23 protein-coding genes are annotated in these 23,524 nt (G+C 68.7%); 12 read left to right on the top strand and 11 right to left on the bottom strand.

Going from position 1 to position 23,524, the window contains the following annotated elements; genetic code table 11:
- Positions 1 to 268: 268 nt before the first annotated feature.
- The 3 genes from ACFWYM_RS01280 to ACFWYM_RS01270 all read left to right on the top strand — a co-directional run bounded on the left by ACFWYM_RS01280 (position 269) and on the right by ACFWYM_RS01270 (position 2,403).
- Positions 269 to 682, top strand: a complete 414-nt coding sequence (locus ACFWYM_RS01280) for a hypothetical protein (RefSeq protein ID WP_384828600.1) — start codon at positions 269 to 271, stop codon at positions 680 to 682.
- A 48-nt stretch (positions 683 to 730) separates the two neighbouring features.
- A complete protein-coding gene (locus ACFWYM_RS01275; protein ID WP_384828598.1) occupies positions 731 to 1,936 on the top strand; it encodes a cytochrome P450 in 1,206 nt (401 codons plus the stop codon).
- A gap of 101 nt (positions 1,937 to 2,037) precedes the next feature.
- Positions 2,038 to 2,403, top strand: coding sequence for a hypothetical protein (locus ACFWYM_RS01270; protein WP_384828597.1), 366 nt, complete (start codon positions 2,038 to 2,040; stop codon positions 2,401 to 2,403).
- Between the two features lie 115 nt (positions 2,404 to 2,518).
- Here the strand turns inward: ACFWYM_RS01270 and ACFWYM_RS01265 are convergent, their stop codons facing one another.
- Positions 2,519 to 2,995, bottom strand: a complete 477-nt coding sequence (locus ACFWYM_RS01265; protein ID WP_384828595.1) for a hypothetical protein — start codon at positions 2,993 to 2,995, stop codon at positions 2,519 to 2,521.
- Positions 2,996 to 3,369: 374 nt separating this feature from the next.
- On the opposite strand from ACFWYM_RS01265, the gene ACFWYM_RS01260 reads away from it, so the two are divergent.
- The gene (locus ACFWYM_RS01260) at positions 3,370 to 4,059 is read left to right on the top strand and encodes a glycoside hydrolase family 75 protein (RefSeq protein ID WP_384828593.1); all 690 of its coding nucleotides are present in this window, start codon (positions 3,370 to 3,372) and stop codon (positions 4,057 to 4,059) included.
- A gap of 132 nt (positions 4,060 to 4,191) precedes the next feature.
- On the opposite strand, the gene ACFWYM_RS01255 is transcribed toward ACFWYM_RS01260, so the two are convergent.
- From ACFWYM_RS01255 to ACFWYM_RS01220, 8 genes are all read right to left on the bottom strand, one after another.
- On the bottom strand, positions 4,192 to 4,485 hold the full coding sequence (locus tag ACFWYM_RS01255) for a Dabb family protein (RefSeq protein ID WP_384828591.1): 294 nt from the start codon (positions 4,483 to 4,485) through the stop codon (positions 4,192 to 4,194).
- 46 nt (positions 4,486 to 4,531) lie between these two features.
- Positions 4,532 to 5,689 carry an aminotransferase class I/II-fold pyridoxal phosphate-dependent enzyme gene (locus ACFWYM_RS01250; RefSeq protein WP_384828589.1) on the bottom strand — a complete coding sequence of 386 codons (1,158 nt, stop codon included), beginning with the start codon at positions 5,687 to 5,689 and terminating at the stop codon, positions 4,532 to 4,534.
- Positions 5,679 to 7,151 carry an MFS transporter gene (locus ACFWYM_RS01245; RefSeq protein ID WP_384828587.1) on the bottom strand — a complete coding sequence of 491 codons (1,473 nt, stop codon included), beginning with the start codon at positions 7,149 to 7,151 and terminating at the stop codon, positions 5,679 to 5,681. The genes ACFWYM_RS01250 and ACFWYM_RS01245 overlap by 11 nt, the downstream gene beginning before the upstream one ends.
- Positions 7,152 to 7,255: 104 nt before the next feature.
- A complete protein-coding gene (locus tag ACFWYM_RS01240; RefSeq protein ID WP_384828585.1) occupies positions 7,256 to 8,005 on the bottom strand; it encodes an SDR family NAD(P)-dependent oxidoreductase in 750 nt (249 codons plus the stop codon).
- Positions 8,006 to 8,019: 14 nt separating this feature from the next.
- Positions 8,020 to 8,787 carry an SDR family oxidoreductase gene (locus ACFWYM_RS01235; RefSeq protein ID WP_384828583.1) on the bottom strand — a complete coding sequence of 256 codons (768 nt, stop codon included), beginning with the start codon at positions 8,785 to 8,787 and terminating at the stop codon, positions 8,020 to 8,022.
- Positions 8,784 to 9,536 carry a cupin domain-containing protein gene (locus ACFWYM_RS01230; RefSeq protein ID WP_384828581.1) on the bottom strand — a complete coding sequence of 251 codons (753 nt, stop codon included), beginning with the start codon at positions 9,534 to 9,536 and terminating at the stop codon, positions 8,784 to 8,786. Before ACFWYM_RS01230 ends, ACFWYM_RS01235 begins: the two co-directional genes overlap by 4 nt.
- Positions 9,502 to 10,149 (bottom strand): hypothetical protein, encoded by a 648-nt coding sequence (locus ACFWYM_RS01225; RefSeq protein ID WP_384828580.1) that lies wholly within the window; start codon positions 10,147 to 10,149, stop codon positions 9,502 to 9,504. Before ACFWYM_RS01225 ends, ACFWYM_RS01230 begins: the two co-directional genes overlap by 35 nt.
- 279 nt (positions 10,150 to 10,428) lie before the next feature.
- Entirely contained in the window at positions 10,429 to 12,087 is a 1,659-nt protein-coding gene (locus ACFWYM_RS01220; RefSeq protein ID WP_384828578.1) for an MFS transporter, read from the bottom strand.
- Positions 12,088 to 12,480: 393 nt separating this feature from the next.
- Here ACFWYM_RS01220 and ACFWYM_RS01215 point away from each other — a divergent pair, with 393 nt between their 5' ends.
- The gene (locus tag ACFWYM_RS01215) at positions 12,481 to 13,134 is read left to right on the top strand and encodes a TetR/AcrR family transcriptional regulator (protein ID WP_384828577.1); all 654 of its coding nucleotides are present in this window, start codon (positions 12,481 to 12,483) and stop codon (positions 13,132 to 13,134) included.
- Positions 13,135 to 13,278: 144 nt separating this feature from the next.
- Here the strand turns inward: ACFWYM_RS01215 and ACFWYM_RS01210 are convergent, their stop codons facing one another.
- The gene (locus ACFWYM_RS01210; RefSeq protein WP_384828576.1) at positions 13,279 to 15,147 is read right to left on the bottom strand and encodes a WD40 repeat domain-containing protein; all 1,869 of its coding nucleotides are present in this window, start codon (positions 15,145 to 15,147) and stop codon (positions 13,279 to 13,281) included.
- 143 nt (positions 15,148 to 15,290) lie between these two features.
- Between ACFWYM_RS01210 and ACFWYM_RS01205 the strand changes: the two genes are divergently transcribed.
- Positions 15,291 to 15,536 carry a hypothetical protein gene (locus tag ACFWYM_RS01205; protein ID WP_384828574.1) on the top strand — a complete coding sequence of 82 codons (246 nt, stop codon included), beginning with the start codon at positions 15,291 to 15,293 and terminating at the stop codon, positions 15,534 to 15,536.
- 59 nt (positions 15,537 to 15,595) lie between these two features.
- On the opposite strand, the gene map is transcribed toward ACFWYM_RS01205, so the two are convergent.
- Positions 15,596 to 16,363 carry a type I methionyl aminopeptidase gene (gene map, locus ACFWYM_RS01200; protein WP_384828572.1) on the bottom strand — a complete coding sequence of 256 codons (768 nt, stop codon included), beginning with the start codon at positions 16,361 to 16,363 and terminating at the stop codon, positions 15,596 to 15,598.
- A 110-nt stretch (positions 16,364 to 16,473) separates the two neighbouring features.
- Here map and ACFWYM_RS01195 point away from each other — a divergent pair, with 110 nt between their 5' ends.
- The 6 genes from ACFWYM_RS01195 (at position 16,474) to ACFWYM_RS01170 (ending at position 23,488) form a co-directional block, all read left to right on the top strand.
- Positions 16,474 to 16,725, top strand: coding sequence for a helix-turn-helix domain-containing protein (locus tag ACFWYM_RS01195; protein WP_384828570.1), 252 nt, complete (start codon positions 16,474 to 16,476; stop codon positions 16,723 to 16,725).
- A 124-nt stretch (positions 16,726 to 16,849) separates the two neighbouring features.
- A complete protein-coding gene (locus tag ACFWYM_RS01190) occupies positions 16,850 to 18,379 on the top strand; it encodes a hypothetical protein (protein ID WP_384828569.1) in 1,530 nt (509 codons plus the stop codon).
- Between the two features lie 242 nt (positions 18,380 to 18,621).
- Entirely contained in the window at positions 18,622 to 19,464 is an 843-nt protein-coding gene (locus tag ACFWYM_RS01185) for a nitrilase-related carbon-nitrogen hydrolase (protein WP_384828567.1), read from the top strand.
- Complete coding sequence (locus tag ACFWYM_RS01180; RefSeq protein WP_384828565.1) at positions 19,461 to 20,759, top strand: aspartate aminotransferase family protein; 1,299 nt, start codon at positions 19,461 to 19,463, stop codon at positions 20,757 to 20,759. Before ACFWYM_RS01185 ends, ACFWYM_RS01180 begins: the two co-directional genes overlap by 4 nt.
- Positions 20,760 to 20,933: 174 nt before the next feature.
- Positions 20,934 to 22,340: a dihydropyrimidinase gene (gene hydA / locus ACFWYM_RS01175; protein WP_384828563.1), complete on the top strand. Its 1,407-nt coding sequence runs from the start codon at positions 20,934 to 20,936 to the stop codon at positions 22,338 to 22,340.
- 125 nt (positions 22,341 to 22,465) lie between these two features.
- Positions 22,466 to 23,488, top strand: coding sequence for a TIGR03842 family LLM class F420-dependent oxidoreductase (locus tag ACFWYM_RS01170; protein ID WP_384828827.1), 1,023 nt, complete (start codon positions 22,466 to 22,468; stop codon positions 23,486 to 23,488).
- Positions 23,489 to 23,524 lie beyond the last annotated feature (36 nt).

The raw sequence follows: 23,524 nt of genomic DNA, 5'->3' as shown, positions 1-23,524 counted from the left end.
TGACCGCCCGCGCGGGGGGGGGGGTCTGCCGTGTGGTGGGCCCCGCGGATCTTCCGCGGGGGGCGGGGATGTCCCCGGCCGGGCGGCGGGGCGGTGTCCGGCCACGGGGTTGATCACGTGGCCGCACCCGCGTGTCATGGGGCCCGTATCAGTGGTGGTGTCAGGGCGGTGACAGAGGGCTGACAGGCCCGGCGGCGAACGTAGGGGCAGCAAGAAGTTCGGCCGCCGCGGCGAACAGCCGCCGCCACCAGCAAAGGGAGCCCCCGCCATGAACGCCAAGCCCGTCACCCTCACCGTCCAGGACAAGAACACCCTGCGCACCGCCGCCTGGGGCGCCGTCTCGCTGATGAGCGCCGCCGGTGCCGCGGGCTCGGCCCACAAGGTCGGCACCCACGGCTCCATCGCCCTGACCTCCGCCACCGGTCTGGTCGGGCACGTGCTCGCCGAACGGGGGAAGATCAAGGACCTCAACGGCCGCTCCGTCGCCGAGCTCGCCGACCACGTCCTGCCCGCCCTCACCGCGACGATGACCCTGCTGACCCAGCAGGACCCGGCTGAAGCCGACAACTTCCGCAGCACCATCACTGTCGTCATCGAAGCCTCGAACCGGGCCCAGAAGGGCGGGGTGAGCCCCGCCATGGCGGACATGGCCCGCAAGATCACCGAAGCTCTCAACTCCTGACCTTGATTCCTGCCTTCCAGCTCCTGACTCCTGATCGAAGGAATGGTCATGACCGAATCCGTTCACACCGTCACGACGCTGCCGACAGCACGTCCGGCAGGCTGCCCCTTCGATCCGCCGGCGGAGCTGACCGAGGCCCGTCGGCACGGCCCCATCAGCCGCCTCACCCACCCCGGCGGCAAGCCCGGCTGGCTGATCACCGGATACGACCTGGTCCGCTCGGTCCTCGCCGACTCACGGTTCAGCTCGCGCAAAGACCTCTTGAACGTGGTCGACTTCGAGCTTCCTCCGGCGCCGCCCGGCGAGTTCCTCCTCATGGACGAGCCGCAGCACAGCCGCTACCGGAAGCCGCTGGTGGGCAAGTTCACCGCGCGGCGCATGCGGCTGCTCACCGAGCGCATCGAGCAGATCACCGCCGAGTGCCTGGACGCCATGGCGGCGGCGGGCCCTCCGCGTGACGGGCAGCCGGTGGACCTGGTGACCGCGTTCGCCAAGCCCATCCCGACCATCATCATCTGCGAGCTCCTCGGGGTTCCGTACGAGGACCGTGCCTCCTTCCAGGAACAGATCGACAAGTTCATGAACGGAGAGGTGAGCGAGGAGGAGCTGATCGCGGCCTACACCGCGACCCAGCAGTACCTCGAACAGCTGGTGGCCGCCAAGCGCGCGCACCCCACCGACGACGTGCTCAGCGAGCTCACCGACAGCGACCTCACGGACGAGGAGCTGAAGGGGATCGGTCTGATCCTGCTGGCGGCCGGGTTCGACACGACCGCGAACATGCTGTCCCTCGGCACCTTCGCGCTGCTGCAGAACCCGGCCCAACTGGCCGCGCTGCGCGCCGATCCCGGTCTCATCGACCAGACGGTGGAGGAACTGCTGCGCTACCTGAGCGTCGCCAAGTCGTTCATGCGGACGGCGCTGGTGGATGTCGAGCTGGGCGGCCGGACCATCGAGGCCGGCACCACGGTCGTGCTCTCGTACCACACCGCCAACCATGACCCGGAGCGCTACGCCGACCCCCAGGTGCTCGACATCCACCGGCAGGACGGCGGGCATCTGGCCTTCGGCCACGGCATCCACCTGTGTCTGGGGCAGCAACTCGCCCGCATCGAGATGCGGGTGGCTCTCGCGGCGCTGGTGCGCCGATTTCCCACGCTGCGTCTCGCGGTACCGGCGGAAGAGGTCGGGCTGCGACCGGAGACCGCGGACATCTACGGGGTGAAGAATCTCCCGGTCACGTGGGACGTGTGAGTGTCAACTGCCGGGTGTTGGCAAGTTGTTGGTGCGCCTTCCTAGCGTTCTTCTCATCCGGCCGCCGCGCGGTGACCGGAGGGAACGACGAGGGAGAGTACGTGAGCAAGACGAGGTTGCGCAGGATGGGCACCGTGGCTGCGGTGGGGGCCGCCCTGTTCGCGGGGGGCCTCACCGTGGCGCCGACAGCGGGTGCTGTGGGCAGCGCCGCCTGCTCGAAGAACGTCACGAACCACTGGCGGAACATCGACATCTTCAATTACGAGGGTCACAACCACGAGTCGTACATGCACAGTGGGCCCGGCGCGACGTACAAGATCACCAAGGGTCTGCACTTCCACGACACTTTCGTGGCGTACTGCAAGGGCCTGAGCCCGCACGGCAACTGGTGGTACTACTCCAAGCTTCCCAGCGGGAAGAAGGGGTGGATCGAGGCGAAGGACAGCGCCAAGGGCCGCGGCTACTAGGTAGTCCGCATCCGCGTAATCAGCCCAGTCCGCTTGGTCCGCGTAATCCGCGTAATCCGCGAGGCCGCACCCGTACCGTACGGGTGCGGCCTCGCCGCGCGTGTGCCCACACTGGTCAGGGAGTGAGCGGGTAGGTCTGCGAAGGGCCTGAACCCTCCGGACGCTTGTCGAGGTAGACGACCTTCAGCCGGGAGAAGTGCGGAGCCTTGCCCTTGCGGGCGACGGGGCGGTACGCCTCCACGCCCACCCAGAAGGTGTGGAAGTGCCCCTCGGCGCAGTCCGGGACGCAGTCGTTGGCGACCTGGCGCCCGACGCCGTGGGCGACGCGGTCGGTCCAGTCGGCCCAACGCAGGCCCCGCAGACCGTTGTTGCCGTCCCCGCAGGCCAGCATGTGGTCGCCGGGCCTGACTTGGCCGTGGCCCAGGCAGTCGACCAGGACCGGGGGGCGGTGTGACGGCTTGGAGTCGGAGGGTGTGGGGGCGGTGCCACCGGTGGAGGCGGCGGAGGCAGGGATGGCTGCGGTCATCAGGAGGGCGGCAACCGACAGGGCGGTGCTGAAGGCGGTGCTGAGGGAGCGGCTGCTGGACGGCATGGGCGGGGCCCTTCCAGTGGGGGGGGGACAGGGAGTTGGAATAGGGGGTGGGGAGCGGGAAATGGGGTGATGGGCGGGCACGGAGGCAGCTGTATGGGAGTAGACACGTCCACCGCCACATCGGTTGCCCGGGTTTCCGCCAATTCACCCGTCTTGGGGAGCGGTTTGCCCAGGTGGGACTTCAGGGGCCCGTGGTGACGAAGATGGCGGCTTTATGGGTTGACGGGTACATGAGGGGCGCGGGACTGTGGGCGCTGCTGGTCAGGAAACTTTCCTAACAGAGAAGCCACAGCAACTCGTCGAACCGGCGGAGCTACTCGTCGAGCCGGCAGAGCTACTCGTCGAACCAGAGGAACTAGCAGAAGGGTCCCCACGTGCGTACTCGAACGCTCGCCCTCGCCGCCTCGGCCGGAGCCGCCCTGCTCGCAGCGGCGACGCTGCCCGGATCTGCCGCCGCGTCCCCCGACAGCCCGCGCGAAGGCTCGGTCAGCGCGGCCGAACTGCTCGCCAAAGTCACGTCCTGCTCGCAGATATCGAACGGCAAGTACAAGTCCGACGACGAGACATCGGCGAACATCCCCGTGTGCGGCAAGAACGGTGCCGTGTTCTGGAAGGCCGACATGGACGTCGACTGCGACGGCCAGGTGACCTCGAAGTGCAACGCGGACACCGACCCCTGGTTCCAGGACGACACCGCGTTCCACCAGTCCGACGACAAGCCCCTGAACGCCGAGAAACTCCCGTACGTCGTCGTGCCCAGCTCCAGCTCCATCTGGAACTACGCGAACTCCGGCATCAAGGGCGGCGGCGTGGTGGCCGTCATCTACAACAACAAGGTCGAGTACGCGGTCGTCGGTGACACCGGCCCCACGAAGATCATCGGCGAGGCGTCCTACGCGACGGCGAACGCACTCGGCATCGACCCCGACCCCGAGACGGGCGGGACCGACTCCGGCGTCACGTACATCCTGTTCAAGAACTCGAAGGTGTCGCCGATCGAGAGTCACAGTGGGGCTGTGAGCCTCGGGGACTCGCTGGCCAAGAAGTTCTTGCAGGAGAACTGAGCGGTGCGGCAGGGGAGTTGAGCAGGGCGAGCGGGAGACAGGGGTGCTGACCTCAGAGATGCCAAGGGCTTGACCGCCGAGCAATTGTCGACGGCCCACCGAGCGGGAGCGGAGCCGCAGCGATCATCGCTGTCAGTCTTCAACGTCGACGATGACCCAGTCAGCGATCTCCCGCCAGATGTCGGCCGATTCCTGATGGAACGGATGGACCAGGTAGCGGTCGACGGCCTCCATGTCGTCCAGAAGGCCCTCCGCGTAGAAGTCGTAGGCGACGGCCCGGGGGGACACGTTGCGACCGCAGCGCCATGCGTGGACTCCGGGCACCGCGCTCCCCACCTTGGCGGTGGACTGCTCCGCCTCAAGGGCGCGGGGGTTGTTCCAGTCGATTCCGGGCTTGAATCGGAACAGTACGACGTGGCGTATCACAGTGGTTCTCCCATGGGTTGTGGTCGCCTGCGAGGGTGGTGGCGTTTCAGAAGGCGGCGAGCCGTGCTACGGCTTCGCGGAGGCGCTCCTCCGGGGCCAGCAGGCTCACCCGCACGTATCCTTCGCCGTGCTCGCCGAACCAACGGCCGGGTGCCACCGCGACCTTGGCCCGGTCCAGTAGTTCGTCGGCGAACTCGTCGGACTTCCGGCCGTCGGGGACAGGCAGCCAGGCGAAGACCGACCGGGGTACGTCGATGTGCCATCCGGCCTCGCGCACCCCGGCCACGAAGAGGTCCCGGCGGCGTTGGTAGACCGCCGTCAGCTCCTGGACGCAGTCTTCGGGGCCGGTGAGGGCCGCGGCCGCGGCTCGCTGGATGAAGGGCGGGAGCGAGACGTAGTAGTGCTCCTGGATGAGGTTGATCGCGGCGACGACGTCACGGTTTCCGACTACGGCGCCGATGCGCCAACCGGCCATGTTGAACATCTTCGACAACGAGATGAACTCGACGCCCACGTCCTTGGCGCCGTCCGCCTCCAGGAACGAGGCCGGCCGCTCACCGTCGAAGCCCAGGGATCCGTAGGCGAAGTCGGACGCCACGATCACGTCGTGCTCGGCGGCGAACCGGACGGTGTCGGCGTAGAACTCGGGCGGGGCCGTCACCGAGGTGGGGTTGTTGGGGTAGTTGAGGAACATCAGCTTGGCCTGCGCGCACGTCGCCGGGTCCAGCGCGGTGTAGTCGGGCAGGAAGCCGTTCTCCCGGAGCAGCGGCAGGGGGTGCATCCGGGCACGGGCCAGGACCACGCCCGCCCAGTAGTCCGGGAAGGCCGGGTCGGGCATCAGGCATACGTCACCCGGGTCGAGGAAGCACTGGCTGATCTCCACCAGGCCGGCCTTCGCGCCGAACAGGATCGCCACCTCGGTCTCGGGGTCGAGCCGGACCGCGTGGTGCTTCGCGTACCACTCGGCTATCGCGGTCTTGAGTTCGAGCAGTCCGGAGAAGGGTCCGTAGCGGTGGGTGGACGCGTCGAGCACCTCCCTGCGCAGCGCCTCGACGATGTGCGGCGGGGTCGGCAGATCGGGGTTGCCCTGGCACAGGTTGACGACGTCCTCGCCCGCCGCGACGAGCTGGTCGATCCTGGCCACGGTCGTGGCGAAGGAGCTCCTGGGCAGGTCGCGGAGCCTGCGTGCGATGTCAGTCCTCATGCGCCACGACCTTGGTCTCCCGGGCCGGTGCCACGGCGCCACCCTGGGCTGGGTCCGCGCTGTCCTCGTGCGTGGGATCCGCCCCGTCCTCGTGCGTGGGATTCGTCGTGTCCTCGTGCGTCGGATCCGTCGTGTCCGCGGTGTCCGCCGGTTGTTCGCGGTGCGGGGAACCGCCGCCGCGGCGCCGGTACGCCCAGCCGGTCAGGCCGAACGCGACGAGAGTGATCGACGCGCAGACCCAGCCCAGGGTGGCGAATCCGTACTCCGTGAACAGAGAGCCGAACAGCGCGGCACCGATGGCCACGGCCAGGTTGGTGGCGAGGCTGTAGAAGGCGAGGATGGCACCGCGGTGCTGCTGCGAGCATTCGCTCAGCAGAGTGCTGAGCAGGGTGACCACCAGGCTCTGCATCGAGCCCCACAGGAACAGGCACACCACGAGGAGCGGTGTCCAGCGGGCGGCGTGCGGGATGAGCACGAGGGCGGGGACGAGCCCCGCGAGCAGGGCGACGAGGACGCGTTCCTTGCCCCATGCGTCGGCCCAGCGGCCGGTGAGGAAGCTGGTCGCGAAGCCCAGACCGTAGAGCAGGATCATGACGCCGGTCATGGAGCTTCCGGTGCCGAAGCGGTACTGCAGGGCACTGCCGAGGAAGGTGTACATCCCGTAGAAGCCCAGCATGTTGAGGAAGGTCGCGGCGACGTAGACGGGGACCCCCGGCGCCAGCAGGGCGCGGGCGGCGGACCGCACCCAGCCGTGCTCGTGCTCCGACGGAGCCTCGGCCGTTTCCGTGGCCGATGGCGTCTCGTCAGTGGCCGATGGCCTCTTGCCGTCCGCCGGAGTCGTGTCGTCCGCCGGCGTCCCGCCGTCCGCGGCGGAGGGCTGCCCGCCGCCGGCCCGGACGAGGACCACGGCCACGAGGGCTCCCAGGATCGAGAGCAGCCCGAAGGTCCAGCGCCAGCCGACCCAGCCGCCCACGAAGGATCCCATCGGCACGCCCAGCACGAGCGACAGCGACCAGCTCGACACGAGGATGCCCATGGCGCGGGCGCGGTGCCCGTACGGGATCTGGTCACCGACGAAGGCGTAGGCCGTCGGCACGAAGGCGCCCGTCGCCAGGCCGGCCAGGGCCCGTCCCGTGAACAGCAGAGCAGGGCTGGTGGCGAACGCGCACAGCACGGTTCCCAGGACGAACATCGCCATCCCGATCGTCAGGCTGAGCCGACGCGACACCCGGTCGCCGAGAGGAGCGAAGATCAGGGCTCCGACCGACGTCGCGATGCCGTACACGCTGACCGACAGGGCCATCAGGGCCACTGACGCGTCGAACGACTCGGCCATGCCCACGAGCAGCGGTGAGACCACCAACTCCTCGGAGCCGACGGCGAAGATGCCCGCCATCAGGGCGAGGACGGTCAGGAGCGGGAACCCGCTCGGGCGCTCCTCGCCGTTCCAACGGTCCGACACTCCGGCCAACCTTCCTTTTGGTGCAGGGAAAGAACGAACTTGGTACGGGGGGAATACGGGGGAATACGGGGGAAAGGCCGAACTTGGTACGGGGAACGACCGGCCTAGATGGCCGTGTAGCCGCCGTCGACGGTGAGCGCGGTGCCCGTGATGAACGAGGACTTGTCCGACGCGAGGAACAGAATCGCGTGGGCGACATCCTCGGGCGTGCCGAGGCGGCCGATCGGATTCAGCTTCGCCTTCTCTGCCTTGACGGCCGCGTCATGGCCGTTGGAGACGTCCGTCATCGGGGTGTCGATGATGCTGGGGCATACGCAGTTCGCGCGGATGTTGTACTGCGCGTAGTCGGTGGCGAGCGACTTGGTCAGCATCAGCACACCGCCCTTGGTGGCGTTGTAGGCGGCTATGCCGGGCCAGGCCACCAGGCCGCTGACGGAGCAGACGTTCACGATGGAGCCACCCGCCGCCGGCATCATCTGGCGCAGCGCGTGCTTGGAGCAGAGGAACATGCTCTTCAGGTTGGTGTCGACCAGCCTGTCCCACTCGTGCTCCGGCAACTCGTGCAGGGGCGTGGTGACTTCGATTCCGGCGTTGTTGACGAGGATGTCGAGCCGGCCGAAGGTCTCGGCGGCGGTGGCGACGAGGTGCGCGCAGTCCGCTTCGACGGTCAGGTCGGTGGTCACGAAGACGGCTTCGTGTCCGTCGTCCTTGAGTTGGGCGACGGTGTCGTTGCCGCCCTTTTCGTCGATGTCCGCGACGACGACCTTCGCGGACTGCCGGGCGAATTCGATCGCGGTCTGTCGGCCGATCCCGGATGCGGCACCGGTGACGATGACCACCTTGTCCTGGAACACGTATCCGTCTCCTCTCATACGCATGTCAATTGGCCGCCGTCGACGGATATCTGCTGTCCGGTCAGATAGGAGGCGTCCTCGGACGACAGGAAGCCGATGAGGGCTGCGACTTCATCGGCGGACCCGGGCCGGTCCATGGGGATCGCCCGGCGCAGCCGGTCCTCGGCCTCCTGCAGAGACATCGCGCCGGTATGGCTCATGTGCTGCACGGCGCGGTCGTAGCGCTGGGTGCGGATGACTCCGGGGTGCACGCAGTTCACGGTGACGTTGTGTCTGGCGTACTGATGCGCCAGGTATTTGCTCGCGTTCGCGACGGCTGCGTTCACCAGGCCGGAGAGGAACATTCCGGGGGCCGGCTCTTTCCCGATGTTGCCCACGATGTTGACGATCCGTCCGAATTCGTTACGGATCATGACCGGCGCCGTGGTTCTGACCAGATCCAGGTACGGCACGAGCTTCTGTTCCATCGCCGGCCCGATGGCGTCGGCGGACACGCTGTCGAAGGCGCCCGGGGCCGGGCCCGGCGCGTTGTTGACCAGCACATCGATCCTTCCGAACCGGCGGTCGACCGCGTCGATCAGTTCGGCCCGGAAAGCAGGCGAGGTGATGTCGCCCGGAACGATGTGCGGAGCGGGTCCGCCGGATGCCTCCGCGGCGACCTTCTCCAGGTCGTTCCGGTTTCGGGCACACAGGACCGTCGCGTATCCCTTCGAGCTCAGGCGCAGTGCGGTCGCGCGCCCGATACCCCGGCTCGCCCCGAGGACGATGGCCAGCCGGGTCACCCGGCTCCCTGCTCGGTTTCCTGCTCCGCGCCTTGGTCGGCGCCTTGCTCCGCGCTCTGCTTGGGGACCCGGTGGTAGCGCGGCGGGATGAAGATGTTGAGGGAGCGCGCCAAGGCGGTGTTGGGGTTCGCCGCTCCGTGCCCCTCCTGGCTCGCGCAGAAGTAGGTGCCGCCGAACAGCAATTCATGCGTGGAGCCTTCGACGTTCATCTCGTAACGCCCTTCCAGGCACGTCCCGATCTGCTCGTGCGAGTGCTTGTGGTACGGCATCTCGCCGCCGGCGGGGATGTCGGCGATCATGAGCTCGATCCAGTCCGCCAGGAAGAACGTGACGTCCATCCCCACGAACTTGCGGGACTCGAGCGGTTCGAGGAAATAGCCGCCCGGGGCGGGGTAGTTCTCCCCGGGCTTGTTGCGCTTGATCTCCAGGAGGACGGTCTCGTACGGGGACGGGTTCGTCACGGAGAAGCTGACGCCGGGCGGGGCGACGAAGACGTCGTACTCGGCCTTCATCGGCTTCGTCACGTCTCCGACCGTCACGGAGAGCTCGCCGCGCACGACCATCCCGACGCGTGCCTCGGCGCTGGACTCACCGTCGAAGACGGCGCCGGGCGCCAGATGAGAGATCCTCACCTCGGTGTCGTCCCGCCGGTACGACTCGGTGCGCACGCCGTTGTCGTGCAGGGCCGCGTCGGCGGCCGGGAAGTAGGGCCGTTCATGCACGTCCGTGGACATTTCCAGCGTGGACATCTCCAGCCTTTCGCCTTGAGAAAACCGTCCAGGTCATGGGAATCCGTGAGAATCTGCGAACGAACTTCAAGTTGTACTGCTCGACGGCCTGTTCGTTCGTCAGGGCGATGTTGTAGCGTCCGTCGGCCACGTGTCCGGCCGCCTGACTCGTGGAGGTGACGGTGACGATATGTACCGGCCCGTCGATGTAGTGCTCCAGCATCGGAATGGGTGCGGGGTGGGTGACGACTGTCTCGGTGTGCAGCAGTTCCTCATCGAAGGCGAAGTCGACCCGTGTGGCGAGGCCGTATTCCGGCGTACTCCCATGAAATACGCTCACTGGCCGCAAGGCCGGATGCATATAGAAAGCGTTGATATTTGAATAGGCGTGAGGCACCAGGGCGAGATCTATGAGTTCCCCGACGAGGTCGCCCAGGCACTGCTCGAAGGTGTCCTTCAGGACGACATCGAAGCCCCCGGGATCACCGATGCAGCGCAACATCAACTGTGCGATGTGCTCACTACTGGTGCCGCCCGGACCCAACGTTCCGATTCTGACGGAACGTGCGGCACCGGAGGGAATCACCGCCCTCAGCGCCCGCCCCTCGATTCCGGGAATTCGGACTACTTCCATGCCACCTCCCCCTTTGTTCCATACTGATTCCCCGCCAACTGATCTTGGGGTGACCTGAACCTTAGGGCAGCAAGAAGGCGTGATCAAGTGCGATCTCGAGGCAGTGTGTTTCGCTTCTGTTTCGGCCTCATTTCCCTTTCTTCGCAGCCGAATTGATCGAGCCAGGCGGCGTGATTCCGTCGCCTGTTTTGCTGCAATTTCGCTGCACAAGATCGCACTTGGTGACGCGGTTCCGGCTGTACGAGGCGGTTGCCGCAGCTCACCCTCGGGAGGCGGCATCTAGTGTGCGAACACAGGGCCCTGGGAGGGGTCGGGGCGGCCGCGGGGGAGGAGCAGGGTGCTGAGTGCTGCGGCGGCGAGCGAGATGATCGCGCAGGCCAGGTATGCGCTGCTGAATCCGTTCACCGGCGGCGGCGTGCGCCCACCGGTCTCCAGGCTCGCGCCTGCGACGGCCGCGACGACGGCCACGCCCAGGGCGGAGCCCAACTCGTGGCAGGTGTTGACGAGCCCGGAGGCCAGGCCCAGGTCGGAGTGCGGGATGCCGTTCATCGCGGTTGTCGTCGCCGACACGAATCCTGCGCCGAGGCCGAGGGCCACGAGCGTGAATCCGGGCAGGACTTGGGTCCACGCGCTGCCGCTCTCGTCGACGCGCGACAGGAGGAAGCTGCCCGCGGCCGACAGCAGGAAGCCCGTGGTGGCCACGGGGCGCCAGCCGAACGTGGCGATGGCGTGGGAGCTGAAGTGCGCGCCGAGCGTGATGACCACGGCCACCGGCAGGAAGACGAGGCCGGTCTTGAGGGCACCCAGGCCGAGCACGTCCTGCAGGTAGAGGGAGCACAGGAAGAACATCGAGATCAGGACGCCGGACGCCGCCAGCATCACCAGCCCTCCCGCGGCCAGGTTGCGGCGCGTGAGGACCGCGAGGCGCACCAGCGGTGCGCGCACGGTGCGTTCGGTGAGGACGAAGGCGATGGCGCACACGAGGGCACCGAGGAGCGGGAGCAGTGCGGAGGCGGCGCCGAAGCCGTCGTCCCGTGCCTGGACCAGGCCGTAGATCAGGAGGCCGGGGGCGGCCGTCATGGTGACCGCGCCGGGCAGGTCGATGCCCCGTACGGGCTGCGCGCCGCCGTGCCCGTGCTCGTGGCCGTGACCATGCTTGTGCCCGTCCCCGTCCCCGTCCCCGTCCCCGTCCCTGTGCCCGTGGTCATGGCCGTGGCCGTGAGGCGCGGGTGTTGCGGTCTCCTTGAACAGCGTCGCGACGCTGAGGAAGACCACGATCCCGATCGGGACGTTGATGAAGAAGATCCACTCCCAGCCCGGCCCTGAGGTCAGCAGCCCGCCGAGGAGCACGCCGAACGCCGCCCCGCTGCCGCCGATCGCGGCCCAGACCCCCAGGGCCCGGGTGCGCTCCGAGCCGTGGAAGGTCGAGGTGATGATGGCCATCGCCGTGGGCGACAGCATGGCCGCCCCCACGCCCTGGCCGGCTCGTGCCGCGATGAGCGTCTCCCCGTTCCCGGCGAGGCCCGAGAGGAGGGAGGCGGCGGTGAAGACGACGAGTCCCGCCAGGAACATGCGCTTGCGGCCCACCGCGTCCCCGGCCCGCCCGCCGAGCAGCAGGAGACTGCCGAAGCAGAGGGTGTACGCGGTGACGGCCCAGGTCATCTGCCCCGGGCTGAGGCCGAGTTCCTGGCCCATGGAGGGCAGGGCGACGTTGATGACCGTGACGTCGACGATGAGCATGAACTGGGCCATGCACAGGAGGGCCAGCGTGGCCCAGCGGTGGGGCGCGGGCGGCGATGCGTGCCCGCCTGTGCCGTGCCCGCCTGCGTCGTGCCTGTCCGTGTCGTGTCTGTCCGTGCCGTGTCTGTCCCTGTCGTGGTGGGCCGTGTCGTGCACGTCCGGGTGGCGGTGCCCACTGCTCGGGCTCTCCTGGGTCACTGGCGCTCCTGATCCCTAACGGTGGTGTAAGGATTGTCTGGCCGCCCACCGTAGCTCTCGACACTGAACGCGAACAAGAGTGTAAAGGTTATGAGGTGTCTTCCGTGCCGGTCGAGAGCCCGTGCGGTGGGCCCGATGGGCGCCGTTGCCGCCTCTTCATCTCGGCAATCCGTACAACCCTGTTAGGGTTTTCTGTCCTCCGGGCGGTAACCGTGAGGGAATCGCAGTCCCGCGGGGCGGTCACGAGCACGGCGGACGAAGTCCAGGACCAGGGTTGCCCGTGTTCGTGCCCGTGCTCTCCAAGGGGAAGCCACCGGTACCCCTGCCCCCTACGGGAAAGGCGCCCGCGCCGCCCCGTCCTGCGCGGCAGAAGGAGTGACGTAACCTCGCTCCATGTCCACGCAACCCAGCCGTCAGGAACCGCGGACGCACGGCTCGGCCGACGTGCGTAAGGGCGGAGCCGGAGCGGGGCCGAAGCGCCGCGCCGACGCCGAACGCAGCATCGAGGCCATCGTGAAGGCGGGGCTGGAGTGTTTCCGGGACGACCCGAACGCCAGCATGACCGCGATCGCCCAGGCGGCAGGGGTCAGCAGGGTCACGCTGTACGCGCACTTCCCCTCGCGCGAGGAGCTGTTCGAAGCCGTCCTCGCGTATGCGGTGAGCGAGGCCGACGCGGCCCTGGAGGCCCAGGACCTGGACAACGGTCCCGCGGACGAGGCCATGGCCCGGATGGTGCGCTCCTGTTGGCGTCTGCTGGACCGCCACTCCTTCCTGCTGACCGCCTCCCAGGGCCTGATCGGCGAGCCCCGCAGGCGGCGCCAGCACCGCAAGGTCCTCGACCGGGTCGACCGGCTGATCGCCCGGGGCCAGGAGGAGGGTGCCTTCCGCACCGACCTGCCGCGCACCTGGCTCGTCACCGTCTTCTACAGCCTGCTGCACAGCGCGGCGGCCGAGGCCGGGACGCGTCGCCTCAAGGTCGGCGAGGCCCCGTCCGTCCTGGAGACCACGCTGCTCGCCGCGTTCCGCGAGCCCGCTCCGTCCTCCTGACGCCGCTGCGCTCGCCCGGCGAAGCGCAAAGGGGGGCGTGACGGCGATTACCTGGGCCCTGCCCCCTTCTGCGACCACACGGTGATCGCAGAAGGGGTCAGGGTCGTGTTCCACCGGCGTCGGCTCAGGACGCCAGGGCCGGACTCAGGACTCCGGCCCCCGCGAACAGTTCTGCTCCAACTCATTGGCCGCCCACCGAATCGGCCCCGCCGGATCGTCATGCAGGTAGCGCAACATCGGCAACGTCTGCCGTACCGCCGCGAGTTGAGCATCGCCACGCCCTCCGCGTGCCTCCCGCACATCCGCGAGGTCCGCGATGAGCAGGAGCAGAGTGGAGCGGGCCTGGTTGTCGGGGTCTGTCATCAGCTCGGCAAGGAAGGGGATCGCGGGGACCGCCGCGGTCGAGGACGCCTCCTTGGAGACGAGCAGGCGGTACAGGTCGTGCACCGCGTCCATCGCCGTCTTCTTGTCGTCCGAACCCACCTTCACGATCAGGTCCGGAATCTGGTGGCCGGGGCCGCGTGCGGTCCACAGCGAGCCCCAGTCGATGTCATCCATGCGCAGCCGCATGCCCCGCACCGGCCACAGCTTCTCCAGGTCGAGCCGGAGCGAGGAGGTGCCCTCGGCGTCGGTGGTGTGCAGCGTGCCGTCCGGGTCGAGGCCGAGGAACCTGATGCCCGTGCCGAGGCGGAGGTTGGCGACGTCGTCGGTGGCCAGGTCCCGGACGCGGAGGAGGCCGTCCTGCCACAGGACGGCCAGCGCGGGGCCCGTCGGGAGCAGCGCCGCGGCGAGCGCCGTCACCGGCGTACTCCTGCGGTCCAGCGGTGCGCGCAGCGGCTTGCGGCGCGTGGGCCAGAAGCGGATCACGCCGTTCGCGTCGCCGCTGAACACCCACCGCTTGCCGCTTTCGAGTCGTACGCAGGTCAGGGCCGTCACCGGGGCGCGGTGCAGGGGGAGGGCGATGGTCTCGGGGTCTTCGTCGTCGGTCTCGCGGACGTGGACGACGCCCTCCGTGTCGCCGGCGGCGAGGGTCAGGGCGCCCTCGTCGGCGGCCACCGACCGTACGGCGCCCGGGAGTTCGACGAGCGCGGCCGCGGCGCCGGGGACGGCGGTCGGCTGGGGGTAGCCGCGAGCGACGACCGCCCAGCGGCCGCGCGGGTCTCGCTCGCCCTCCGGGAGCGCGGCCGGGTTGAGGTTCTCCAGTGGGCGCGGGACCTCGGATGGGCCCTTGACGTCCTTGTCGGTCCACTCCAGGCCCAGGGTCCGGGCGACGTCGGTGAGGGCCTCGCGCGTGCGGGCGTTGATGACGATCGGGCGGTCGGCGCCCCGGCCGCGCCCGTGACGTATGACGGCGTCCGGAGCTCCGTATGAGAGGGCGTCCGTGTGCATCTCCTGCCAGGGGAGGAGACCGAGATCCGTGTAGGAGGACTCAAGGCGCCGGACGATCTCGCGGTCGGCTTCGACGGTGTCGCGGCCGACGCGCAGCGAGTAGCCGTAGTGCGCGGGCATCCGCTCGAAGGCCAGCTGCATCAGGAACTCGGAGAGCGAACGGCTCTGGACCACCCACTCGCCGTTGAGGCTGACGAGCACCTTGGGGTCGGGGTGCTCGGCCTCGGCTGCCAAGTAGCCCCACTCGTGGGCGTAGTGGTACTCGGACATGAAGACGCAGACGCGGGTGTCGTCGTCGGGGCCGATGAGGCTGCCGCCCGCGGTGACGTCGAGGTCGGAGATCTTCGGCGGCCACTGCGTGTGGACCCAGTACAGACGGGGGTTGAAGGCGAAGGAGTTGAGCGGTGAGTCCCACCACTCGTTGAGCGCGACGGGTATCGGCAACTCCCAGTCGATGCCGTGCTTTTGGTTCTCCCCGCCCCAGCGCGAGTGCCCGGGCTCGCCGCCCGGGTCCTCGAAGCCCCACTCGCGCTGGACTTCTGCCAGCAACTCCCAGCGCGGGCGCCCCTCCTGACGCCTCAGCCGGTCCGCGAACTGTCCGTAGTCGATGATCTCGTGTGTCACCCCGGCATCGTACGAATGCGCGAAGCCGGTGGTGTCCCGGGAGTGTCACAGTGCGGTCAGGTGGCCATCAGCCATCAGCCACCAATTACCAGTCGCCAGCCATCAGTCGACGCTCGTCGGCCCCGCCGCCCTACGTTCGCGGCATGACGATCACGTACGAGTGGCGAGGCGGCTTCGACAACGCGGCCGTCGATGCACTGCACGCGGAGGGCTTCGGTCACCGGATCATGGACATCGACTGGCTGACGCAGGTTCGACGCCACAGTCTGGGCTGGGTCTGCGCGGCCGTATGCGAATGGCTGCACGTGGACTTTGACGACGAGCTGCGGGACTTCTACTTCGACGACTGCGGGTTCGCACCGACGAACGCGGGTCTCATCGCGCCCTGAGCGCCAACCGAACCCCCAGAGGTTTCGGTGCGGTCGTCGGTCACAGCCCCGTCAATCGGTTACAGCACCGTCAGAATCCGCGGCCCCTCCTCTGTGATCGCCACCGTGTGCTCCGAGTGCGCCGCCCGGCTGCCGTCGTTCGTGCGGAGGGTCCAGCCGTCAGGGGCCGCGTGGTAGTCGTCGATGCCGCCGGCGATGAGCATCGGCTCGATGGCGATGACCATCCCGTGACGCAGGGGCATGCCGCGGCCGGGGCGGCCCTCGTTCGGGACGCCCGGGTCCTCGTGCATGTGGCGGCCGATGCCGTGGCCGCCGAAGTCCTGCGGGATGCCATATCCGGCGTCGCGGCAGACCGTGCCGATGGCGTGGGCGATGTCGCCGATGCGGTTGCCGACGACCGCCGCCTCGATCCCGGCGGCGAGGGCTCGCTCCGAGGTCTCGATGAGGTGGACGTCCTCCGGGCGCGGCGTACCGACCGTGAAGCTGATCGCCGAGTCGCCCGCCCAGCCGTTCAGGAGGGCGCCGAAGTCGGCGGAGAGGAGGTCGCCGTCGCGAAGCCGGTAGTCGGTCGGGATGCCGTGCACGATCGCGTCGTTCACGGACGCGCAGAGGACTGCGGGGAAAGCCGTGGGGGCGAAGGAGGGGCGGTAGCCGAGGAAGGGGGACGTAGCGCCCGCCTCGCGCAGGACCTTGTGCGCGACCTCGTCCAGTTCGAGGAGCGAGACGCCGACGGCTGCCGCTTCCCGTACCGCCGTGAGCGCCTGGGCCACGACGCGGCCCGCCGCGCGCATCGCCTCGATCGATGTGTCTGTCTTGAGTTCCACCATGCCAATAACTATACCGGTATTTGAATGGGGTGTGGTCGCTGAGGGTGCGCCTTGGGGGCTGGGGGTGGATCTCTGGAGGGTGGCGCGAGGACCGGTATTAGAATGGGGGCATGGTGCGGACCCCTCTGACCCCCGAAGAGCGTGAACGCGGCGAGCGGCTCGGGCAGCTGCTGCGCGCCGCCCGTGGCGAGCGAAGCATGGTGGAGATCGCCGCCACCGCCGGGCTCTCCGCCGAGACGCTACGCAAGATCGAGACCGGGCGGGCTCCTACCCCCGCCTTCTTCACCGTCGCGGCGATCGCCGGCGCCCTCGGCCTCTCCCTCGATGAAGTAATGAGTCGGTGCGCACTGGTACCGGTGTGAGGGTGGGGGCGCGTAGCCTGCTCCTGCCGGTGCCGGAAAACTGCGTGTAGTCGTCCCGTAACACGACTGGTGTTATCTTCCGGACCGGAAGACTCCAGTCTCCGCACGGGGTGGGCGGCTCAACATGGCAGTGGGACAACTCCCGGATCACGTAGGGGAGTTCGCACGTTATCTACGGGATCTGCTGGCGCGACTCGACCAAGGCGCCGGCTGGTGCGGCGTGTTCTGGCAGCGCGACCCTGACGGGATGCGGGCCTGCCTGGAGGGGGCGGAGGTGCCGCCCTGGGACGTCGTGCAGGCGCTCCTCCACGACCTCGCGGCCGACCGCGGCATACCGGAGGCCGAACGCGAGACCGGCCTCGCGCGCGAGCTGCACCGCGCCTCGCTCACGGCCTACGACGCCCGGCCCGGCGCCCGCCAACTCCTCGGTGAGCGGCTCGACTTGATGCTCCAGGAACAGCGGTACGCCGTCGAACGCCAGCAGGAACTGACCAGCTCCCTCGCGTCCGCCGCCACCGCCGACGAGACCGACCGGCTCAACCTCGACCTGGCCTGGGTGCGGGACGACCACGAGCGGGCCAGCGCGCGCTGCGATGAGCTGCGGGAGCGGATCGAGAGGCTGGAGGAAAGGGAGCGGGACGGGGAGCGGGGAGGGGGGTGGGGTGGGCATCCGACCTTCGTCGTGGATGCGGAGCACGGTGGTGACGATGTTAAGGGGTGGCAGGACCCTCCGGAGGCTGATGACACTGGCTCATCGGTACGCGAGCGCGTCCCCGAGCCCCGCGAGCCCGCAGATGATCACCCCGGTCCCGGTCCCGGTCCGGAACCCGCCCCTGAAGCGCGCCCGCGCAAGCGGGGCCGCGGCGGCGCCCGGTTCGCCGGGCTCGGCGGGTTCGGCGGCGGCCGGGACGCCGGCCCCGACCCCGTCTCCGTACCGTCGGAGGGCGCCCCGCAGCCCGCAGGGGCATGCTCGCCGCGCGGCGCCAGGTTCGCGCACAGCGACGACGACGGTGGCAGGAGCGGAGGTCTCCCCGGATCCGGCACTGGATCTGGCACCGGCCCCGGTCCCGGCCAGCACCCCGCACCCACAGACCCGCACGCCCCAGCCACAGAAGCACAACACCTCACATCCCCCGACGCCGTGGCCGAAGCCGTCGCCGCCCTCATCCGCCTCCGCGGAGAGGGCCGCAGCGGCGAGGCGCACGGCGTGCTCGTCGAGGCAGCGGCCTGGCCCGCCGCCCGGCTGCCGCTGTTCGCGGTCGAGCTGCACCGCGCGGGCCTCGGCGCCGACTGGGCGACCCTGCTCTGGGAGGCCGCCTCGCTGCCGCCCGACCGGCTCGTGGCCGTGGCCGACGCGCTCGCCGGGTCGGGGCGGGCCGAGGACTGCCGGAAGCTGCTGCGGCAGGGCGTGGCCCGGCCCGCCTCGGACATCGCCGAGGCCGTGCTCGCGCTCGACGACGCGGGGCGCGGGAGGGAGGCGCGGGCGCTGCTGGACGCGTATGTGCGTGTGCGGGCGCCGGAGGAGGTGGCGGCGTGCGCGCACACCGATCCGTACCGGCTGATTCCGGTCCTTCTCGAGACCGCGCAAGGGGTGTCGGACGAGCACCACTGGGACCTGGTGCACGCGCTGCGCGTGGCGGGTTTCAACACGTGACGTGTGCCCTGCCGCGTACCACGTAGCGGCGGTTGACCGCGTGATCCACATGCAGCGACCGGCTGATCGAGAAGGTCCTCTTCTGACCCGCCCGAGTGCGAAACATGATCGACTCGGCCGGTTCACGGCGATGGTCTTGGCAAGGCCCTCGCTGAGGCATACGTTCATCTGTCTACGCACCAAGTCTACGGGCGTAGAGGCTCTCTGACGTCCCCTCAAGGGCAGATATAGGAGCGGAGCTCATGGCCAACGTCGTACGCGCCGCACTGGTCCAGGCGACCTGGACCGGCGACACCGAATCCATGATCGCCAAACATGAGGAACACGCCCGCGAGGCGGCCCGGCAGGGCGCGAAGATCATCGGTTTCCAAGAGGTCTTCAACGCCCCGTACTTCTGCCAGGTGCAGGAGCCCGAGCACTACCGCTGGGCCGAGCCCGTACCGGACGGCCCGACCGTGGCCCGCATGCGCGAACTCGCCCGCGAGACCGGCATGGTGATCGTCGTCCCCGTCTTCGAGGTCGAACAGTCCGGCTTCTACTACAACACGGCGGCCGTGATCGACGCCGACGGCAGCTACCTCGGCAAGTACCGCAAGCATCACATCCCGCAGGTGAAGGGCTTCTGGGAGAAGTACTACTTCAAGCCGGGCAACGCCGGCTGGCCGGTCTTCGACACGGCGGTCGGCAAGGTCGGCGTCTACATCTGCTACGACCGCCACTTCCCGGAGGGCTGGCGGCAGTTGGGCCTGAACGGCGCACAGATCGTCTATAACCCCTCCGCGACCTCCCGCGGCCTGTCGGCATACCTCTGGCAGCTGGAGCAGCCGGCGGCGGCCGTGGCGAACGAATACTTCGTGGCCGCGATCAACCGCGTAGGCGTCGAGGAGTACGGCGACAACGACTTCTACGGCACCTCGTACTTCGTGGACCCGCGCGGCCAGTTCGTCGGCGAGGTCGCCGACGACAAGGCGGAGGAACTCCTCGTCAGGGACCTCGACTTGGGCCTGATCGAGGAAGTACGCCAACAGTGGGCGTTCTACCGCGACCGCCGCCCCGACGCGTACGAAGGACTGGTGCAGCCGTGAACACAGACGTTGGCAAGGACTTGCTGGGCCGCCACAAGACGGTGCTCCCCGACTGGCTCGCGCTCTACTACGACCGCCCCCTCGAACTCACCCACGGCGAGGGCCGCCACGTCTGGGACGCCGACGGGAATCGCTATCTCGACTTCTTCGGCGGCATCCTGACGACGATGACGGCCCACGCGCTGCCCGAAGTGACGAAGGCGGTGAGCGAGCAGGCAGGCCGCATCATCCACTCCTCGACGCTCTACCTGAACCGCCCGATGATCGAACTGGCGGAGCGCGTAGCCCAGTTGTCGGGTATCCCGGACGCCCGCGTCTTCTTCACGACATCGGGCACGGAGGCCAACGACACGGCCCTGCTCCTCGCGACCGCACACCGCCGCTCGAACCAGATCCTGGCGATGCGCAACAGCTACCACGGCCGTTCGTTCACGGCGGTCGGCATCACGGGCAACCAGTCATGGTCCCCGACGAGCCTGACGGGGCTCCAGACGCTGTACGTGCACGGGGGCGTGCGCGGCCGCGGCCCGTACGCGGGCCTGGGCGACGGCGAGTTCATCTCGGCGTGCGTCGCGGACCTGCGGGACATGCTCGGCCAGGCGCGCGGCGGAGCGGCGGCGCTGATCGCCGAACCCATCCAGGGCGTAGGCGGTTTCACGTCCCCACCGGACGGTCTGTACGCGGCCTTCCGCGAAGTCCTCGACGAGCACGGCATCTTGTGGATCTCGGACGAGGTCCAGACGGGCTGGGGCCGCACCGGCGACCACTTCTGGGGCTGGCAGGCCCACGGGGCGAGCGGCCCGCCCGACATCCTCACCTTCGCCAAGGGCATCGGGAACGGTATGTCGATCGGCGGCGTGGTGGCGCGAGCGGAGGTCATGAATTCGCTCGACTCCAACTCGATCTCGACGTTCGGCGGTTCGCCGGTCACGATGGCCGCGGGCCTGGCCAATCTCACGTATCTGTTGGAGCACGACCTCCAGGGCAACGCCCGGCGCGTCGGCGGCCTCCTGATCGAGCGGCTGCGGGCGATCTGCGCCCAGCTTCCCGTCGTACGGGAGGTCAGGGGCCGTGGCCTGATGCTGGGCATCGAGCTCATCAACCCCGAGACGGGCGAGGCGGACCCGCGGGCGGCGGGCGCTGTCCTGGAGGCAGCGCGGGAAGGCGGCCTCCTCATCGGCAAGGGCGGCGGCCACGACACGAGTGTGCTGCGGATCGCGCCGCCGCTTTCGCTGACGGTGGCGGAGGCGGAGGAGGGGGCTTCGATCCTCGAAGGGGCGCTGCGGAGCGTGTAGTTCAGCAACTTCGGGCGCGTACGAGACGTCGAAGTGCGCGCCGCACGAGTCGTGCGAGGCGCAGAAGTCGTACGAGCCACCCGTGTCGTCGCGCGAGGCACCGGCCTCGTCGCGCGATGCGGAGAAGTCGGTCGTAGGAGTAGAAGTCGGTCGTAGGAAAGGGAGCGCACCACCATGAGCAACAACCGCACCCTGATCAGCGGCGGTCTCGTCATCACCGCCGCGGAGGAGATCCACGCGGACGTACTGATCGAGGACGGCCGCATCGCCGCGCTCGCGGCGCAGGGGAGTACCGCGGCCGAGTCCTGGACGGCGGACCGCGTGATCGACGCGACCGACAAGTACGTGATCCCGGGCGGGGTCGACGCGCACACGCACATGGAGCTGCCGTTCGGCGGCACGTTCGCCTCGGACACCTTCGAGACGGGTACGCAGGCGGCGGCGTGGGGCGGCACGACGACGATCGTGGACTTCGCGGTCCAGACGGTCGGCCAGCCGCTCCGGGCGGGCCTGGACGCCTGGTACGCGAAGGCGGACGGCAAGTGCGCGATCGACTACGGCTTCCACATGATCCTCTCCGACGTGAACGAGTCGTCGCTGAAGGAGATGGATCTGCTGGTGGAGGAAGGGATCACGTCGTTCAAGCTGTTCATGGCGTACCCGGGCGTCTTCTACAGCGACGACGGCAAGATCCTGCGGGCGATGCAGCGTTCGTCGACGAACGGCGGCCTGATCATGATGCACGCCGAGAACGGCATCGCGATCGACGTGCTGGTGGAACAGGCCCTGGCGCGCGGCGAGACGGACCCCCGCTACCACGGCGAGGTCCGCAAGGTCCTGCTGGAGGCGGAGGCCACGCACCGCGCGATCCAGCTGGCGCGGGTGGCGGGCGCTCCGCTGTACGTCGTCCACGTATCGGCGGAGGAAGCGGTGGAGGAGCTGGCGCGGGCGCGGGATGCCGGGTTGCCGGTGTTCGGTGAGACGTGCCCGCAGTACCTGTTCCTGTCGACGGACAACTTGGCGGAGCCGGACTTCGAGGGCTCGAAGTACGTGTGCTCGACGCCGCTGCGGCCGAGGGAGCATCAGGCGGCGCTGTGGCGGGGGCTGCGGACGAACGACCTGCAGGTGGTGTCGACGGATCACTGTCCCTTCTGCTTCGTGGGTCAGAAGGAGCTAGGGCGGGGCGACTTCTCGAAGATCCCGAATGGGTTGCCGGGGGTGGAGAACCGCATGGATCTCCTCCACCAGGCGGTGGTGGACGGTCACATCTCGCGGCGGCGGTGGATCGAGATCGCGTGCGCGTCGCCGGCGAGGATGTTCGGCCTGTACGGGAAGAAGGGGACGATCGCGCCGGGCGCGGATGCGGACGTGGTCGTGTACGACCCAGCGGCGGAACAGGTGATGTCGGCGGCCACGCATCACATGAACGTCGACTACTCGGCGTACGAGGGGAAGCGGGTCACCGGGCAGGTGGAGACGGTGCTGTCGCGGGGTGAAGTGGTCATTGAGGGGCGGGAGTTCAAGGGGCGGGCCGGGCATGGGGCGTATGTGGCGCGGGGGACGACTCAGTACGTCGGTTAGCCAATACGTCGGCTAGCTGGTACGTCGGTAAGCCGGTGCGTCGGCTAGCCGGTCAGGGGGAGACAACGGGGGATTTGGCACATCGGTCAACGGGGGCGCAAGGCGGAAGGACGGACAACGTGGGCATGGACTTCGGACTCGTACTGCAGACGGACCCGCCGGCCTCACAGGTGATCAGCCTGATGAAGCGCGCGGAACGGGCGGGCTTCCGCTACGGCTGGACCTTCGACTCCTCGGTGCTGTGGCAGGAGCCGTTCGTCATCTACAGCCAGATCCTGGCGCAGACGGAACGGATGATCGTCGGGCCGATGGTGACGAATCCGGGGACGCGGACGTGGGAGGTCACGGCGTCGACGTTCGCGACCTTGAACGACATGTTCGGCAACCGGACCGTGTGCGGGATCGGGCGCGGCGACTCCGCGATGCGGGTGGCGGGGCGGAAGCCCAACACGCTGGCGAAGATCAGCGAGGCCATGAAGGTCATCCGGGCGCTGGGGTCGGGGGAGGAGGCGGACCCGGGTGGGGGTACGCCGGTCAAGTTCCCGTGGATCAAGCCGGGGGCCGAACTCCCGGTGTGGATGGCGGCGTACGGGCCGAAGGCGCTGAAGATGGCGGGGGAGGAAGCGGATGGCTTCATCCTGCAGCTGGCTGATCCGTTCCTGACGGAGTGGATGGTCAAGGCGGTGCGGGATGCGGCTGTGGCTGCGGGGCGGGACCCGGGTGACGTGACGATCTGTGTGGCGGCGCCTGCGTATCTGACGGAGGACGACTCGGCTGCTGCTTTGGCTCATGCGCGGGATGAGTGCCGGTGGTTCGGGGGCATGGTGGGCAACCATGTCGCCGATCTGGTGGCGAAGTACGGGGAGCACTCGGGGCTCGTACCGGAGGCGCTTACTGAGTACATCAAGGCGCGGGAGGGGTACGACTATGCCCATCACGGGCGGGCTGGGAATCCGGATACCGCGTTTGTGCCGGATGACATCGTGGATCGGTTCTGTGTGATCGGGACGGCCGAACAACACGTCTCGAAGTTGCGGGAGTTGAGGGAACTGGGAGTGGATCAGTTCGCCGTGTATGCCATGCATGATGCCCGGGAGGCGGTCATTGACGGGTATGGCGGGACTGTGATTCCGGCATTGCGGGGGTAGCTCGTGCACGCGGTACGGCGATCCGTAGGTCTCTAG

This window comes from Streptomyces sp. NPDC059009, assembly GCF_042740175.1.
GTDB lineage: Bacteria > Actinomycetota > Actinomycetes > Streptomycetales > Streptomycetaceae > Streptomyces.
Note: the sequence above shows the minus strand (reverse complement) of the source record. Positions and strands in the feature narration are given on the sequence as shown.

Bases quoted from the DNA above. Each gene is read 5' to 3' on its own strand.
- ACFWYM_RS01170 (WP_384828827.1), top strand. From the start codon at position 22,466: ATGGACTTCGGACTCGTACTGCAGACGGACCCGCCGGCCTCACAGGTG.
- ACFWYM_RS01190 (WP_384828569.1), top strand. From the start codon at position 16,850: ATGGCAGTGGGACAACTCCCGGATCACGTAGGGGAGTTCGCACGTTAT.
- ACFWYM_RS01250 (WP_384828589.1), bottom strand. From the start codon at position 5,689: ATGAGGACTGACATCGCACGCAGGCTCCGCGACCTGCCCAGGAGCTCC.
- ACFWYM_RS01185 (WP_384828567.1), top strand. From the start codon at position 18,622: ATGGCCAACGTCGTACGCGCCGCACTGGTCCAGGCGACCTGGACCGGC.
- ACFWYM_RS01205 (WP_384828574.1), top strand. From the start codon at position 15,291: ATGACGATCACGTACGAGTGGCGAGGCGGCTTCGACAACGCGGCCGTC.
- ACFWYM_RS01265 (WP_384828595.1), bottom strand. From the start codon at position 2,995: ATGCCGTCCAGCAGCCGCTCCCTCAGCACCGCCTTCAGCACCGCCCTG.
- hydA (WP_384828563.1), top strand. From the start codon at position 20,934: ATGAGCAACAACCGCACCCTGATCAGCGGCGGTCTCGTCATCACCGCC.
- ACFWYM_RS01275 (WP_384828598.1), top strand. From the start codon at position 731: ATGACCGAATCCGTTCACACCGTCACGACGCTGCCGACAGCACGTCCG.
- ACFWYM_RS01280 (WP_384828600.1), top strand. From the start codon at position 269: ATGAACGCCAAGCCCGTCACCCTCACCGTCCAGGACAAGAACACCCTG.
- ACFWYM_RS01230 (WP_384828581.1), bottom strand. From the start codon at position 9,536: ATGTCCACGCTGGAAATGTCCACGGACGTGCATGAACGGCCCTACTTC.
- ACFWYM_RS01195 (WP_384828570.1), top strand. From the start codon at position 16,474: ATGGTGCGGACCCCTCTGACCCCCGAAGAGCGTGAACGCGGCGAGCGG.
- ACFWYM_RS01215 (WP_384828577.1), top strand. From the start codon at position 12,481: ATGTCCACGCAACCCAGCCGTCAGGAACCGCGGACGCACGGCTCGGCC.
- ACFWYM_RS01225 (WP_384828580.1), bottom strand. From the start codon at position 10,149: ATGGAAGTAGTCCGAATTCCCGGAATCGAGGGGCGGGCGCTGAGGGCG.
- map (WP_384828572.1), bottom strand. From the start codon at position 16,363: ATGGTGGAACTCAAGACAGACACATCGATCGAGGCGATGCGCGCGGCG.